Genomic DNA, 13,803 nt, shown 5'->3' on the forward strand with positions numbered 1-13,803 from the left:
TTAGACATGAGACGTTAGAAAGTTCTTCCGTCAGAACAGTTCTCATGTCTAAGGTCTAACGTCTCATGTCTAAACTCCAACGTCTACTTTAAGTGATGATGATGTTTTCGGAAGGGTACTGGTAGTTCAGGCTGCGGGCTTTGCTTACCACGCCGGCAATGAGCGTGAAGGTGCCCACCCGCCCCAGAAACATGGTGGCAATAACGACCAGCTTGCTGCCGGCCGTAAGGTCGTCGGTAATGCCCAGCGTGAGCCCCACGGTGCTGTAGGCCGAAAACGTTTCAAAGGCTACGTGGATCAGCGTCAGCTCGGGGTTGAAAAACTTGATGAGCAGGGTAGCCAGCCCAATCACCAGAAAGGAGAGCACGATAACCGCAAACGCCTGCTGCACCGACTTGGCCGGAATGTGGCGGCCGTAGAGCTCCAGCTGCTCGCGGCCCCGGGCAATGCTGTAGATGTTGAGGCAGGCCAGGGCAAACGTAGTGGTTTTGATGCCGCCGCCCGTGGAGCCGGGCGAGGCGCCAATCCACATCAGCAGCAGGTAGATGAGCACCAGCGGCGTGGTCAGCTGCGTCATGTCCACGGTGTTAAAGCCAGCGGTGCGGGGCGTAACGCCGCCGAAAAGGGCCGTCACCAGCTTGCCCAGGCCGGAATGCTCGCGTAGGGTGCTGTGGTACTCCATGCCGTAGTACAGCACCGTGCCCGCCACCAGCAGCGCCGCCGAGGTGAGCAGCACAATCTTGGTGTTTACGTTGATGAGGCGCGGCGTGTAGGCGTACCGCTCCCGGTAATAAAACTGCCGCCAGCGGCCCCGGGCAGTGGCCCGCAGGTAGCGGTAGAGGTTGAAGATGATGGGAAAGCCAATGCCGCCAATCAGAATCAGGGCAATGATGACGAGCTGAAACCCGTAGTTGAAGCGGAAGCCTTCGTCGTACAGCCCCGCCGACAGCGTGGAGAAGCCCGCATTGCAAAACGCCGAGACGGAGTGAAAGATGGCGAAGCCCAGGCGGTCGTGCAGGCGCGGAATCTCGCTGGGGCCAATGGAAGCATAAATCAGGCAGGCGCCCAGCAGCTCCACCAGAAACGTTATCCAGACGACATTGCCGATGGTGCGCATGGTGTTGCCAATGCTTTCTTCGTTGATAAGCCCCTGCAGAAACAGCTGGTTTTGAAACGACGAGGAGCGCTGGAAAAACATGGCCAGAAAGCTCGTAAACGTCATGATGCCCAGGCCCCCCAGCTGAATCAGCATCAGAATCACCACCTTGCCGAAGGTGGTGAAGGCCGTGGCCGTATCTACCGTAATCAGCCCCGTCACGCACACCGCGCTGGCGGCCGTAAACAGCGCGTCGAGCGGCGCAATGCCCTGGGTAGTGGCCCGCGGCAGCAGCAGCAGGCCCGTGCCCAGCCCAATCAGCACGATAAAGCTGCTCACAAACAGCAGCGTGGGGTTGTAGCTGAGCCGGTAAAAGTTGAGCGAGCGGCGGGAAAGCTCCGTGAGGAATACATACAGCAGCACGGCCAGAATCAGCAGGTCCTGCTCGATGTAGCGGCGCAGCACGGCGCCATCGAAGAGGAAGCGCACCGGGAAAAAAGCCAGCAGCACGCCCAGCCCGGCCAGCCCAATCAGCAGGCACTCCACCACCAGCCAGCCCCTGGGCACGCCGGCCCGGTTGAGCAGCGTCAGCCGCACGATAAGCAGCAGCATCAGCAAGGCCGTGTAGCCGCCGTAGAAATAAGTGAGCAGCAGCTCGGCCTGCTCGCTGTGGGCAAAGCCCAGGTCGTAGAGAAAGATGAGCAGCCCGCCCAGGCTCAGGTAAAACAGCACCGTGTCGGCCCGGCTCACCAGCTGCGGGCGCTGTTCCTGCAGGCTTTCGTAGAGGTGCTGGCTGAGCTTGGGAAAGGGCATGGAGAAAGGTAGTAGGCGTGGGGCAGGCCATCAGAGTAATTCCCCTTGCTGCTTGGCCCGCGGGCTTTATAGCCCGCGAAGAACGGTACCTGAAGCCAAGTGCCGCTGCAGTCCCTTACGCCGTTTATCAGCTAAAAGATGAATATAAAGGACCGCTTGCCTGGGAACCTATGGGCCGCCGGGCCGCTTTTGAGGCTGGCAGAACCGCCTAAGGCGCTGCCGGCCCGGCACAAACCTTTTATCTTTGGGCCTCCCACCTAATCTAACTCCTCCGATATGTCTTCGCAAGCCGACGTACTATCTCCCCAGGCCAAGGCCCACTCTGCCCAGAAAGGCAGCACCAACGCCAACGGCTTCACCGACTATTTCGACCTCGACGGCCTGCTGACCGAAGAGCACATCCTTGTGCGCCAGTCCATCCGCGACTTCGTAAAAAAGGAAATCAACCCCAACATCGAGCGCTGGGCTCAGGAAGGCCACTTCCCCTCCGAAATCGTGCGCAAGTTCGGCGACGTGGGTGCCTTCGGCCCCACCATCCCCACCGAGTACGGCGGCGGCGGCCTTGACTACATCAGCTACGGCCTGATTATGCAGGAGATTGAGCGCGGCGACTCCGGCATGCGCTCCACGGCCTCGGTGCAGGGCTCGCTGGTGATGTTCCCCATCTACCAGTACGGCTCGGAAGAGCAGCGCAAGAAGTACCTGCCCAAGCTGGCCAGCGGCGAGTGGCTGGGCTGCTTCGGCCTCACGGAGCCCGACCACGGCTCCAACCCCGGTGGCATGACCACCAACATCAAGGACATGGGCGACTACTACCTGCTCAACGGCGCCAAGCTCTGGATTTCCAACTCGCCCGAGTGCCAGGTAGCCGTGGTGTGGGCCAAAAACGAGGAAGGCCGCATCAAGGGCCTCATCGTGGAGCGCGGCATGGAAGGCTTCACCACCCCCGAGATTCACAACAAGTGGAGCCTGCGCGCGTCCTGCACCGGCGAGCTGGTGTTCGACAACGTGAAGGTGCCCAAGGAAAACCTGCTGCCCAACATCGACGGCCTGAAGGGGCCCCTGGGCTGCCTCGACTCGGCCCGCTTCGGCATCGCCTGGGGCGCCATCGGCGCGGCCATCGACTGCTACGAGTCGGCCCTGAAGTACTCGCTGCAGCGCGAGCAGTTCGGCAAGCCCATCGCCAGCTTCCAGCTGCAGCAGAAAAAGCTGGCCGAGATGATTACCGAAATCACCAAGGCCCAGCTCATGGCCTGGCGCCTGGGCGTGCTCAAAAACGAGGGCAAAGCCACCAGCGCCCAGATTTCCATGGCCAAGCGCAACTCGGTTGACATGGCCCTGCACATTGCCCGCGAAGCCCGTCAGATTCACGGCGGCATGGGCATCACGGGCGAATACCCCATGATGCGCCACATGATGAACCTGGAGTCGGTAATCACCTACGAAGGCACCCACGACATCCACCTGCTCATTACCGGAGCTGATATCACCGGGATTCAGGCCTTTAAGTAGAGTCGAATTAAAAAGTGAAAGCCCCGCTGAGCAACCTCAGCGGGGCTTTTTTATGCATGTGCTTGTCGGGCTACTTCTTTTCCAGCAGGTAGGTAGTCTCATTCAAGGCGCCCTGGAATGAGTTGCTTTGGGTGACAGCTACCACCCGCCACCCTTGCGCAGAAAGCTGGTTTAGCTGGGCCAGCTCCGCTTTATGCAGGTCGACAAAGCCGCTCATCACGTTTTTACGGGTTAATGACTTTGTATCAATCTCCCGGGCTTGTTCTTCCCCGGTAGGTTGGACTACTGTAATAGATGCAGTGTAGGAAGCAAGTCCTGAGGTGCGGCCGCTGCCAATCACCATCATGTAGCCAGAGGGCTCAGCGGGCTTTGGGTAAAAGGCCCAGGAGCCGGCTGCAGCCAGCAGTAACGCAGCGAAGGAAAGTGCTTTTTTCATGGGGCAAGAAGTTGGAGTGAAAACTACTGCAACTTACCCTGCTGCTAGGTTGCTGCTGGTCGTTACTCCACCAGCAGCTCCGCCAGCTTGCTGATTTCGGCCTTGGCTTCTTTCACCTCCTGGTCGTGGGGATAGCTGTTTTCCACTACGTCGATAAAGCCCGACATCATGGTGGTTATCATCTCACGGGTTTCGCGGGCCTGCTCGGCCCCAATCACCGGGGCGGCCGGCGCGTTGTCTTTATCGGCCGGCACGCCCCCGCGCAGCATCACGTCTTCGAGGCTGCCCGTGGCCGACACGTCGGCTACCGCGCTCAGGGCGCATACCTGGGCGGCCTGGTAGAGGCGCAGCAGCTCCGACCACGACAGGGTAAAGGGTGTTTCTGCGGGCGAGCTGCGCAGGCGGTTGGCCAGGCGCTGCATCGCTTTCTGCCGGAAGCGCGGCACCGTGGCCAAGGCTTCAGCAAAGGGCGTCTCGCCCAAGGTCATGAGGATGCCAGGCAGCTGCAAGGCAGTGCTAAGGGTGAGTCGCTGCACTTCATTGAACACCACCGATACCATCACTTCCTGCTGGTCTTCGGCCTCGTCGGCCTGGTCGAGGGCCAGGATTTGCTCTTCCTCGGGCGACTGCCCCGGCGGATAGAAGGGGCGCAGCGTATCGCCCAGGGTAGCAAAAATGCTTTCCGTTTGCAGGCGGCGCATGCGCAGCTCTTCGCGGGCCTCCTCGTTGTGCGCGGCCAGGTACTGCCCCAGGTTTTCGAGCAGGTCCTCGCTGAACTTGAGCAGGTAGTCGCGCAGGGCCGTGTGGTCTTCGGCCGTGGAGCCGGCTTTGTTGCGGGCCAGAAAAGCCCGCAGGGGTTCATCGAGGCTACTTTCAAATACCAGCCGGCTTACCAGCATGAAGTCGAAGAACTCCAGCGTGTGCAAGGCCATGAGGCGGCCCAGGCCGCGGGTATCGTCAACTGCTCCTACCCGCTGCACCACTTCATTATCGTAGTCGAGCAGCTCCTTCAGGGCAGCCGGGATGGGGTCGTCGGCGTAGCCCAGCAGCATGTGGTTGGCCACGCCGCCCAGTAGCAGCAGGGGCTGTAGCGTGCTGTACAGCTCAGGCGGCAGGCGGGCTGTCATCTGCTCCAGCAGGGCTTCCTTTTCAGCCTCGCTGGGCTCATGGCCGCCAGGCAGCTCATTCAGCTCGTCATTGTCATCAAATTCGGCCATAATTGGTTGTGAGCCATGGTGCTCAGTGAAAGGTGGTAAGAGAGATTACGTAACAAAATAGGTGGACAGATGCTGCTAGAGGAGGTGCTTTTCAACTAACTTGGATGACGGGCCGTCTGGTACCGGCTGCCGCAGGCAGCGCCAGCCAGTACTTCAAGCCGGGCGGCAGCTACTTGTTTTCATTTCTTTAAGCTAGATACGAAGTCCGGTAATTCGATGCCAGCTTCCGCCATTTATCCCCATGCTGCGTACCCAATTTCCCGACATCAGCGAGCTGAAGCGCAACATTGCCCTACGCTTTGCCGAAGGCAGGGGCTGGCCCAGCGTGGTGCTGAATGTACAGACCACCGGCACCGTACACCGGCCCGACATTGTGGGGCCGCTCACCCTGTTCAGCAACCGGCGCGGGGGCAGCGCCGTGGCAGTACACGGCCGCCGCGTGCAGCTTGAAGCCGACGGCTACTTTCTCAGCAACCAGGGCGAAGCCTACACCCTGGATGTAGCGGCCCCGGGCACCGAAACGCTGAACGTGCACTTCGGCCAGCAGCTGGCCGAAACCGCCTGGCGCGACCTCAGCACGGCCGACCAGCGCCTGCTCGACGACCCTTTTGGGCCCGCCGAACAAGTGTGTTTCTTTGGCCGCGTCTACGAAAAAGACCCCGTGACTGCCGCCTTGCTCGACGAGCCCCTGCACCAGGGCGAAGCCTTCAACCACCACGCCACGCTGCGGGAAGAGTGGCTGCTACGCCTGCTGGCCCGGCTGCTGCACACGCAGCGGGCCGCCTTCCGGCGCCTCGAAGCCCTGCCCGCCGTAAAGGCCGCTACCCGGCAGGAAGTGTACCGGCGCCTGAGCTATTCGCTCGACTACCTGCACAGCTACTACGCCGCCAACCCCAGCCTCGACGAGCTGGCCCAGGTAGCCTGCCTGTCGAAGTTTCACTACCTGCGCCTGTTTCGGGCCGTGTACGGGCAAACGCCCTACCACTACCTGCGCCGGCTGCGCCTGCAGAAAGCGGCCGGCCTGCTCGGGCAGCGCCCGCCCCTGCCCGTGGCCGCCATTGCCGAGCTGGTGGGTTTCGAGAGCAGCAGCGCCTTTTGCCGGGCGTTTCACGCCGCCACAGGCGCCTGGCCCCAGGCGTTCCAGCAGCAGGGCACAATTAGCAATTTTGGTCAATACAAGGCCTGAGCGGGACGGTACTTTTGCAGGGTCATTATTTCATCTGAACGCCATGCAAACCCCATCCTATCAAGTGGCTGCGGCCTTGTTTCTGCTTCTGGTTGCCTTTCTTGCCTTCCTCTCGCTGCGCGGCTTCCGGGCGGCGCTGCGGGCGGCTGGTAGCAGTTTGGAACGGAGCCGGCGCGGGGTGGGGCTGGCGGCGGCTCTGCTGCTGGCCTGGCTGGCGTATGTGGGCGTTGTAGCGCAAAGCGGCATCCTGCGCGACTTCACCGCGCTGCCGCCGCGCCTGTTGCTGGTGCTGCTGCCGCCCTTTGCATTTGCGGCTGCGCTGTGCTTGCTGCCTGCCGTGGGCCGCCTGCTCGATACGGCGCCCTCAGCGGCGCTGGTTTACGTTCAGAGCTTTCGCGTGCTGATGGAAATTATTTTGTGGCTGCTGTTCAGGGCCGGCGTGGTGCCTGTGCAAATGACTTTTGAGGGCCGCAACTGGGACATTCTGGTGGGCCTCACCGCACCCGTAGTGGCTTATATGTGCTTTACACGCCGGGCATGGTCGCCGGGCGTGGCCATGCTCTGGAACCTGGGAGGACTGGCCCTGCTGCTCAACATCGTCATCGTGTCTGCCCTGTCGACGCCCGCCCCGTTCCGGGTCTTTATGGAGGGGCCGGCCAATACCATGGTGGCCGACCTGCCCTTTGTGTGGCTGCCCTCGTTTGTGGTGCCGGTGGCGCTGTGCAGCCACTTGCTGTCGCTGCGGCAGCTGCTGCGGGCCGGCCGGCGGCCGGTGGCGCCGGCCATGCAGCTGGCTTAGCTTTCAGGATGTGGAGCAGGGCGGGTAAGCAGGGTTTTAACAGGCTGTGCGCTTATTTTTACAGTCCCGGGAACCGTCCTCATTTGCGCCCTTCTTCACATGTCCTTGCGCTCTTTTCTGCCGGCTTACATGAAGCAGGCCGGCATTGTCGGAAGCCTGCTGCTGGCATCGGCCGGCCTGGGGCAGGCCCAGGGCCTGGCCGGGCCCACTGCCGTGCTGCACTCGCCCTATTACCACGCCTACCAGCCCAAGGCTGTGCCCGGCGCGCCGGCCCGCATTGGCGTGGTGCCGGCCCGGCTGCAGCACCCGGCGGCAAAGCGCATCTTCAGCAAAACGCGGGCGCAGGCACTGCTGGACTCCATCAGCCGCTTTCTGGGCCGGCAGCCGGGACTGACGGCCGTGGCCCTGCCTGCTGAAATCAAACCCCAGCACCTGCCCGATGTGTACTTCGGGACCACCGACCAGGAGCTGCCGGGGACGCTGCCGGGCTACGTCCAGAACCTGAAGTGCCCCAACCCCGGCCAGAGCTGCGTGCAGCTGGCCGGCTGGAACGGGCAGGGCAGCACCCGCCAGGCCCTGCTGGCCCTGATGGCTGCGCAGAAGCTCGACTACCTGCTGCTGCCCATCGTGCGCGAAGCCAACATCTACTTTTCCCAGAAGATGACAAGCGTCGGCCCCATTTCCGGCGGTTCGGCGTCGGCCACCAGCTACTACCTCGACCAAGGCTCCCAGCACGTGGAGCACCTGAGCCGCCTCAACGACCTGAACGGCACGGCCGGCCTGCTGGTACTCACCGGCGCGCTTATCGATGCCAAAGGCAACCTGGTGCTGATAGGAGCGGAAACCCTGAAAAGCCTGGGCGTGGGCTTCCAGCCCGTGCGGCTGAGCGCCACTGAGCCCTTCATGGCCCTGCCCGCCGACTACGAGGTGCTGCTGCGGCCCCTGTTGCGCGACGACCTCAGCCCGCCCCGGCCGGCCTGGCAGGAAGCCGCCACGCAGCTAAGCCAGCGCCTCACCGGCCGCCTGCCTTACCGGGAAGACAGCCCGTACCTGATGTTTAGCCCGCCCCAGCCAGGGCGCTAGGCGTATACTGGCGCCCACGCCCTTACTTTGCCGCCTCACTGCTTGGTTCCTTATGTCTGAAGACGCTACTTCCTCTGCCGGCCTCGTGCTGCTCGAATGCCTGGTGGCCGGCACTTCCCACCGCCCCAACCTGCAGCAGTACGAGCCCCAGCTCTACGTGGGCCAGCTGCTCATGCTCACCCGCGAAGCCGACAGCAAGTACGACGACTGGGCCGTGCAGGTGCACACCCACCCGGCTACCTCGGCCGAAAACGTGTGGCTGGGCTACCTGCCCGAAGGGCGCAACGAAACCGTAGCCCGCCTGCTCGACGCCGGCAAGCGCATCACCGCCCGCCTCAACCACAAGTCCTGGGAGTCGGACTGGCTGCACCTGGACATTGAAGTGCTGCTGCATGAGTAGGACAGTTGTCAGTTGTCAGTTGTTAGTTGTTAGTTGTCAGTTGTTAGTTGTTAGTTGTCAGTTGTTAGTTGTTAGTTGTTAGTTGTTAGTTGTTAGTTGTTAGTTGTTAGTTGTTAGTTGTTAGGAATAGGTCTATAGAACAGTCTGACAACTGACAACGAACAACTAGCAACTAAAAACTCATTTTTCAGGGAGCTTTTTCGCCGGCAAAAGGGTTTCTAATCCGATTAGCAAGCAGCTCTTTTAATTTTAGCAATTTCTCTCATGCGCGAAGCCTATCTCTCTGGAAGTGCCGACGGCTACGACCCTACCGATAAGGACATCGACAAAGCCCTGCGGCCGCTTTCCTTCGACGACTTTACCGGGCAGGACAAAATCCTGGAAAACCTCAAGGTGTTTGTGGGCGCCGCCAAGCAGCGCGGCGATGCCCTCGACCACGTGCTGCTGCACGGCCCCCCCGGCCTGGGCAAAACCACGCTCTCGCATATCATCGCCAACGAGCTGGGTTCCAGCATCAAGATGACCTCGGGCCCGGTGCTCGACAAGCCCTCCGACCTGGCCGGCCTGCTCACCAACCTGGAGCCGCACGACGTATTGTTCATCGACGAGATTCACCGCCTCAACCCCGTGGTGGAAGAGTACCTCTACTCGGCGATGGAAGACTACCGCATCGACATCATGCTCGACTCGGGCCCCAACGCCCGTTCGGTGCAGATTTCGCTGTCGCCCTTCACCCTCATTGGCGCCACTACCCGCTCGGGCATGCTCACGGCCCCGCTGCGGGCGCGCTTCGGCATCTCGGCCCGCCTGGAGTATTACGACTCCAAGCTGCTGACCACCATTGTGCAGCGCTCGGCCGAGATTCTGGGTACGCCCATTCACGAGGATGCGGCCTTCGAAATTGCCCGCCGCTCGCGCGGCACCCCGCGTATTGCCAACAACCTGCTGCGCCGCACCCGCGACTTTGCCCAGATAAAGGGCAACGGCACCATCACGGTAGACATCGCGCAGTTTGCCCTCAGCGCCCTCGACGTAGATGCCCGCGGCCTCGACGACATGGACAAGCGCATCCTGACCACCATCATCGACAAGTTCAAAGGTGGCCCGGTGGGCATCAGCACCATTGCCACGGCCTGCGGCGAAGAAGGCGAAACCATTGAGGAAGTGTACGAGCCTTTCCTGATTCAGGAAGGCTACATCAAGCGCACGGCCCGGGGCCGCGAGGCCACCGAGGCTGCTTACCAGCACCTGGGCCGCCTGCTGCCCGCCCACCTGCGCGGCAACACCGGCGACCTGTTCGGTGAAATCACGCAGGGATAGCACGAATGAATTGGGTACTCTTACGTCGTATGCCCAGGCTGATGCTTTTCTTAGCATTTGGCTTGGGCATATTACATTCTTGCCAAAGCAATAATTATAAAGGAAATATGCCCTCAAATAAAGAGCCCTTAGATGCTAGAATAGCACGATTGAGCAAGAAGTACGACTTACGAATTCATTACTTTGATGCTGAATGTTTGTATGATGAAGGCGACTTGGCAGCAACCTTATTAGAATTTTTGACGGAGTTGCTGCCGGATGAAAAATTCAGTGTTATCGAATCAATGAGCCCTAATCGGCAACAAGTCATAGCGCGTGTATCTTACCAAGGCGAGGTTATTGAGGAAGTAATTTCCAATGTTGGGGGCGACTATTTACCGGAGTCATTTTATCAAGCATTAGATTCTATTCCGGTCCGGGCAGGTAGTAAAAGGGAAATTTGGGCTGTTAATCCGCGACTATATGGTCAAGATGGGTGTTTCCTGTCGGGCACAGCACAAAACTTGCTAGCTGCAAGGCAAGAAGGGTTGCCTTTGCTGCTGCCGACTGAAAGTGTCGATGACATGATGCGAGCAGACATCAGCGAGTTTGAGTAAGATTTGTGGAGCCTACGTCAAGTCCCAAACGGAACGCGCCGCCCCCAGCGGCGCGTTTCTCTTTTCTTCGCAATTCTTTTCCCTTAAACTAATGCTTCCCCAATCCGAGTGGGCCAACTTTGTTAAGCGCCGCGCGGCCGAACTGGGCTTTATGGCCTGCGGCATCTCCCGGGCTGAATTCCTGGAGGAGGAAGCGCCGCGTCTGGAAAACTGGCTGCACCAGGGCCGGCACGGGCAGATGCGCTGGATGGAAAACCACTTCGACAAGCGCCTCGACCCGCGCCTGCTCGTGGACGGGGCCAAGTCGGTTATCTCGCTTCTGCTGAACTATTACCCGCCCAAGGAAGAGCAGCAGCCCGACGACACGCTTAAAATCAGCAAGTACGCCTACGGCCGCGACTACCACTTCGTCATCAAAGACAAGCTGAAAACGCTGCTGGCCGATATGGAGGCGCAGATTGGCGCCATCAACGGGCGCTGCTTTGTCGACTCGGCCCCGGTGCTCGATAAAGCCTGGGCCAAGAAGAGCGGCCTGGGCTGGGTGGGTAAAAACTCCAACCTGATTACCCCCGGCGCGGGCTCGTTCTACTTCATCGCCGAGCTGATTGTGGACGTGGAGCTGGCCTACGATGGGCCCATCCGCGACTACTGCGGCTCCTGCACCCGCTGCCTCGACGCCTGCCCCACGCAAGCCATTACCGAGCCTTACGTGGTGGACGGCAGCAAGTGCATCAGCTACTTCACCATTGAGCTGAAGGACCAGATACCGAGGGAAGTAGCCGGGCAGTTCGGCAACTGGGTGTTTGGCTGCGACATCTGCCAGGACGTGTGCCCCTGGAACCGCTTCTCCAAGCCCCATCAGGAGCCGCAGTTTAACGCCCATCCCAGCCTGAAAGACCTGAAGCCGTCCGATTGGCAGGAAATTACTCACGAGCTGTTTTCGGAGCTGTTCCGGCAGTCGGCAGTGAAGCGCACCGGCTACGCTGGGCTCACCCGAAACATCCGTTTCGTAGCTGGCGACGGGGGCGAGTGGCAGGCAGAAGAGTAAGTAGGCCTGCAGCAGCAAACGGCTTGTCCGTTTTCCGTGAAGTACTAACCGAGAGGCTAACAACGGACAGCTAATAACTGCCAGCCTCAAGCGGGCGCCACCTGGCCGTTTGCCTTAGCCAGGCGACAACAAAAGGCCTTATCAGCCCAGAGCAGCTATACAGCTAACTGCTCTGGGCTGATAAGGCCCTCTTTGTGAGCTCAGAAAGACAAGCGGGTATACCTGGCCGACTAGGCCACTGCTATTGCTCCGAACACCTGGTTCAGAACTTTGCGGTAGATGCGGGAAAACTGCTGGTAGCACCAGGTGCGGAAGTCGGGGACTTCGGCGGGCATCAGCATCTTTAATGACTTGCGCAGCTCTTTTTCAAACAGCGCTTTGTTGAAACTTACTTTCAGCAGAATCATTTTCACATACTCTAGCATGGGGTTTCGATGTAGCGGTGAAAGAATAGGAGAGTTTAGCTGCCCGTTCCGGAAACGATTGCAGCGGATGGCCAATATACAAAAATGATTTAACCAGGCGCAAGTCTTTTTTGCAAAACGCTGCTGGCACGGCTGCCCAATACGCAAAAAGAGCGGCTGGAGCCACTCTTTTAACTGGTAAGGCCAAAATTATGTAAGTCCTTTAGCCGAAAATATTCAGCAGCGCAGTCGCTTGCGCCGTGGGCAGAGGCTCGTCGAAGGCTTCGGCAAGCGCATTGGTTTGTACAAGGTTGCTGCCGGTCAGGAGGGTGGCATAGGGCACCAAGCGAGCCCCCGACATGATTTGCGTCTCGTTGGCCTCAAACGCATAAATCGACGTAGTGCTGGGCGGCGTGGTAGCCGGCTGTGACGGCACCTGAATAGCCGGGTTGGGAGCGGCGTCGGCCCGGCTGGGCCAGCTTTTCACCCGGGCTCCGCTCAGGGTGCGCCGCAGGGTACGCAGGTGGGCGGCATGGCGGGCTTCCACGGCTTGCATGCGTAGCACGGCATCGAGCAGCAAACGGTTGCCGATGATGAAGGCCGCCTGGCCCTGGTAGATGGCCGCACTGGCATCTTCCAGCTGCTGGGCCATTTCCAGAAAACCGTTCTGGCCGGTGAATACAGTGGGAAACAGGATGGGGTTGGACGGGTTGCCGCGGCGGCCGCTGAAGTCGTAGCGGGGGCTGGTAGGAGCGGGCGGGGGCGTCACGCCGGCATCGCGCAGGGTCTGACGCAGAAAGGCCGCGTGGTTTTGCTGATGCGTCTGCAGCAGCGTCAGGTCGGCCCGGAATGGCGCGGCCATAAGAGCGGGGGCGGCCAGGGCCTGGGTATAGAAGTCGGCCAGCAGGTCTTCCAGCCTCAGCAGCAGCTGAACGGCATCGAGGGCGGTGTCCTTTATTTTGGCTTGGGCCGGGCTGCCTGCGCCCATAGCCAGCGGCAGGCCGGCAGCCACTGCCTGGCCCAGCTGGCGCAACGCCTGGCGGCGTGGGGCGGGTGCCGGGGCCGCAGGCTGGTCGGCTACACTCAGCCGGTTGAGAAGCGAAAGGAGATTCATTGGGTCGAAGGCAATGGAAGGAGGCTACGCGGAGGGCAGCGAGTCGGTGAATATGCTCAGGGGCAGGAAGAACGGCGCTAAGTTCGCCGTGACCTGGGCTGGCGTCTGGGTGGCGGCTACACTGAGCAGGGGGGGCGTATTCACCACCACATCGGTGGCAAAGGTGCCCGCCGCCGGCGACAGCACGTCGCGGATAAAGGTGGAGTGGCGGTTTTCTACCGAGGAGATTTTCAGGAGCGTAGCGAAGTGCGACTGGTCGAGCACCAGGCGCAGAATGCCGGCGATGCCCGCCGACCCCAGGTCTTCCAGGCGCTTGGCGGTGGCCAGCACACCGGCCCGGGTGGTCAGGGTGACGGTGGTGAAGTCGATGGGTATCGTGGTTATTGCCTGATTGCCAAGCGCGAAACGCAGGGTTTCGCGGTGAATAACCTCGTGGTCGCGCAGGTCGTTGAGGAAAGCCAGGTCGCCGGCCTGCAGGTCCGTAGGCGGGTTATCCAGCACCTTCTGGTAGAAAGCCGCCTGCAGCTGTTTCAGCAGATACACGTAATTGAGCAGGCCCACGTCGTTGCTGCCCAGCGAAACCAGCGTGGTGTTTACGGGCTCCGGCGTGGGGTCGTCGCTGCTGCAGCCAGCCAGCAGCAGTGCAGCACTGGCCGCGGTGGCGCCGGTGGCCTGCAAAAAGGCCCGGCGGCCCCAGGACGGCCCGGCGGTTGGCTTATCAGAGGAAGAAGAGAAAGTCATTGACAAAAAAATAAAAATGCCGGCTGCAGCCCGCCACT

14 protein-coding genes are annotated in these 13,803 nt (G+C 60.7%); 8 read left to right on the forward strand and 6 right to left on the reverse strand.

What is annotated here, in order from left to right; translation table 11 throughout:
• Nucleotides 1-88: 88 nt before the first annotated feature.
• A complete protein-coding gene (locus ABD919_RS20870; RefSeq protein WP_345238017.1) occupies nucleotides 89-1,909 on the reverse strand; it encodes a TrkH family potassium uptake protein in 1,821 nt (606 codons plus the stop codon).
• Between the two features lie 276 nt (nucleotides 1,910-2,185).
• On the opposite strand from ABD919_RS20870, the gene ABD919_RS20875 reads away from it, so the two are divergent.
• The gene (locus tag ABD919_RS20875) at nucleotides 2,186-3,421 is read left to right on the forward strand and encodes an acyl-CoA dehydrogenase family protein (protein ID WP_345238018.1); all 1,236 of its coding nucleotides are present in this window, start codon (nucleotides 2,186-2,188) and stop codon (nucleotides 3,419-3,421) included.
• 70 nt (nucleotides 3,422-3,491) lie between these two features.
• Here the strand turns inward: ABD919_RS20875 and ABD919_RS20880 are convergent, their stop codons facing one another.
• Nucleotides 3,492-3,857: a hypothetical protein gene (locus ABD919_RS20880; RefSeq protein WP_345238019.1), complete on the reverse strand. Its 366-nt coding sequence runs from the start codon at nucleotides 3,855-3,857 to the stop codon at nucleotides 3,492-3,494.
• Nucleotides 3,858-3,919: 62 nt separating this feature from the next.
• On the reverse strand, nucleotides 3,920-5,074 hold the full coding sequence (locus tag ABD919_RS20885; protein ID WP_345238020.1) for a hypothetical protein: 1,155 nt from the start codon (nucleotides 5,072-5,074) through the stop codon (nucleotides 3,920-3,922).
• Nucleotides 5,075-5,315: 241 nt separating this feature from the next.
• On the opposite strand from ABD919_RS20885, the gene ABD919_RS20890 reads away from it, so the two are divergent.
• The 7 genes from ABD919_RS20890 (at nucleotide 5,316) to queG (ending at nucleotide 11,506) form a co-directional block, all read left to right on the forward strand.
• Nucleotides 5,316-6,260: a helix-turn-helix transcriptional regulator gene (locus ABD919_RS20890; protein ID WP_345238021.1), complete on the forward strand. Its 945-nt coding sequence runs from the start codon at nucleotides 5,316-5,318 to the stop codon at nucleotides 6,258-6,260.
• A gap of 43 nt (nucleotides 6,261-6,303) precedes the next feature.
• Nucleotides 6,304-7,059, forward strand: a complete 756-nt coding sequence (locus tag ABD919_RS20895; protein WP_345238022.1) for a hypothetical protein — start codon at nucleotides 6,304-6,306, stop codon at nucleotides 7,057-7,059.
• 99 nt (nucleotides 7,060-7,158) lie between these two features.
• Nucleotides 7,159-8,142, forward strand: coding sequence for a hypothetical protein (locus tag ABD919_RS20900; RefSeq protein ID WP_345238023.1), 984 nt, complete (start codon nucleotides 7,159-7,161; stop codon nucleotides 8,140-8,142).
• 52 nt (nucleotides 8,143-8,194) lie between these two features.
• The gene (locus tag ABD919_RS20905; RefSeq protein WP_345238024.1) at nucleotides 8,195-8,542 is read left to right on the forward strand and encodes an HIRAN domain-containing protein; all 348 of its coding nucleotides are present in this window, start codon (nucleotides 8,195-8,197) and stop codon (nucleotides 8,540-8,542) included.
• A 264-nt stretch (nucleotides 8,543-8,806) separates the two neighbouring features.
• Nucleotides 8,807-9,862, forward strand: coding sequence for a Holliday junction branch migration DNA helicase RuvB (gene ruvB / locus ABD919_RS20910; RefSeq protein WP_345238025.1), 1,056 nt, complete (start codon nucleotides 8,807-8,809; stop codon nucleotides 9,860-9,862).
• A gap of 5 nt (nucleotides 9,863-9,867) precedes the next feature.
• On the forward strand, nucleotides 9,868-10,458 hold the full coding sequence (locus tag ABD919_RS20915) for a hypothetical protein (protein WP_345238026.1): 591 nt from the start codon (nucleotides 9,868-9,870) through the stop codon (nucleotides 10,456-10,458).
• Nucleotides 10,459-10,549: 91 nt separating this feature from the next.
• Nucleotides 10,550-11,506, forward strand: coding sequence for a tRNA epoxyqueuosine(34) reductase QueG (gene queG / locus ABD919_RS20920; protein WP_345238027.1), 957 nt, complete (start codon nucleotides 10,550-10,552; stop codon nucleotides 11,504-11,506).
• Nucleotides 11,507-11,736: 230 nt separating this feature from the next.
• Here queG and ABD919_RS20925 read toward each other — a convergent pair whose 3' ends face one another.
• From ABD919_RS20925 to ABD919_RS20935, 3 genes are all read right to left on the reverse strand, one after another.
• The gene (locus ABD919_RS20925; RefSeq protein ID WP_345238028.1) at nucleotides 11,737-11,931 is read right to left on the reverse strand and encodes a hypothetical protein; all 195 of its coding nucleotides are present in this window, start codon (nucleotides 11,929-11,931) and stop codon (nucleotides 11,737-11,739) included.
• Nucleotides 11,932-12,133: 202 nt separating this feature from the next.
• Nucleotides 12,134-13,024: a ferritin-like domain-containing protein gene (locus tag ABD919_RS20930; protein ID WP_345238029.1), complete on the reverse strand. Its 891-nt coding sequence runs from the start codon at nucleotides 13,022-13,024 to the stop codon at nucleotides 12,134-12,136.
• A 24-nt stretch (nucleotides 13,025-13,048) separates the two neighbouring features.
• Nucleotides 13,049-13,765 carry a ferritin-like domain-containing protein gene (locus tag ABD919_RS20935; protein WP_345238030.1) on the reverse strand — a complete coding sequence of 239 codons (717 nt, stop codon included), beginning with the start codon at nucleotides 13,763-13,765 and terminating at the stop codon, nucleotides 13,049-13,051.
• Nucleotides 13,766-13,803 lie beyond the last annotated feature (38 nt).

The sequence above is a fragment of the Hymenobacter saemangeumensis genome, from assembly GCF_039541835.1.
In the GTDB taxonomy this organism is placed as follows: Bacteria; Bacteroidota; Bacteroidia; order Cytophagales; family Hymenobacteraceae; genus Hymenobacter; species Hymenobacter saemangeumensis.

Coding starts and splice junctions, on each gene's coding strand:
- ABD919_RS20895 (WP_345238022.1), top strand. CDS start 6,304: ATGCAAACCCCATCCTATCAAGTGGCTGCGGCCTTGTTTCTGCTTCTG.
- ABD919_RS20885 (WP_345238020.1), bottom strand. CDS start 5,074: ATGGCCGAATTTGATGACAATGACGAGCTGAATGAGCTGCCTGGCGGC.
- ABD919_RS20900 (WP_345238023.1), top strand. CDS start 7,159: ATGTCCTTGCGCTCTTTTCTGCCGGCTTACATGAAGCAGGCCGGCATT.
- ABD919_RS20930 (WP_345238029.1), bottom strand. CDS start 13,024: ATGAATCTCCTTTCGCTTCTCAACCGGCTGAGTGTAGCCGACCAGCCT.
- ABD919_RS20875 (WP_345238018.1), top strand. CDS start 2,186: ATGTCTTCGCAAGCCGACGTACTATCTCCCCAGGCCAAGGCCCACTCT.
- ABD919_RS20890 (WP_345238021.1), top strand. CDS start 5,316: ATGCTGCGTACCCAATTTCCCGACATCAGCGAGCTGAAGCGCAACATT.
- ABD919_RS20925 (WP_345238028.1), bottom strand. CDS start 11,931: ATGCTAGAGTATGTGAAAATGATTCTGCTGAAAGTAAGTTTCAACAAA.
- ABD919_RS20935 (WP_345238030.1), bottom strand. CDS start 13,765: ATGACTTTCTCTTCTTCCTCTGATAAGCCAACCGCCGGGCCGTCCTGG.
- queG (WP_345238027.1), top strand. CDS start 10,550: ATGCTTCCCCAATCCGAGTGGGCCAACTTTGTTAAGCGCCGCGCGGCC.
- ABD919_RS20870 (WP_345238017.1), bottom strand. CDS start 1,909: ATGCCCTTTCCCAAGCTCAGCCAGCACCTCTACGAAAGCCTGCAGGAA.
- ruvB (WP_345238025.1), top strand. CDS start 8,807: ATGCGCGAAGCCTATCTCTCTGGAAGTGCCGACGGCTACGACCCTACC.
- ABD919_RS20915 (WP_345238026.1), top strand. CDS start 9,868: ATGAATTGGGTACTCTTACGTCGTATGCCCAGGCTGATGCTTTTCTTA.
- ABD919_RS20905 (WP_345238024.1), top strand. CDS start 8,195: ATGTCTGAAGACGCTACTTCCTCTGCCGGCCTCGTGCTGCTCGAATGC.
- ABD919_RS20880 (WP_345238019.1), bottom strand. CDS start 3,857: ATGAAAAAAGCACTTTCCTTCGCTGCGTTACTGCTGGCTGCAGCCGGC.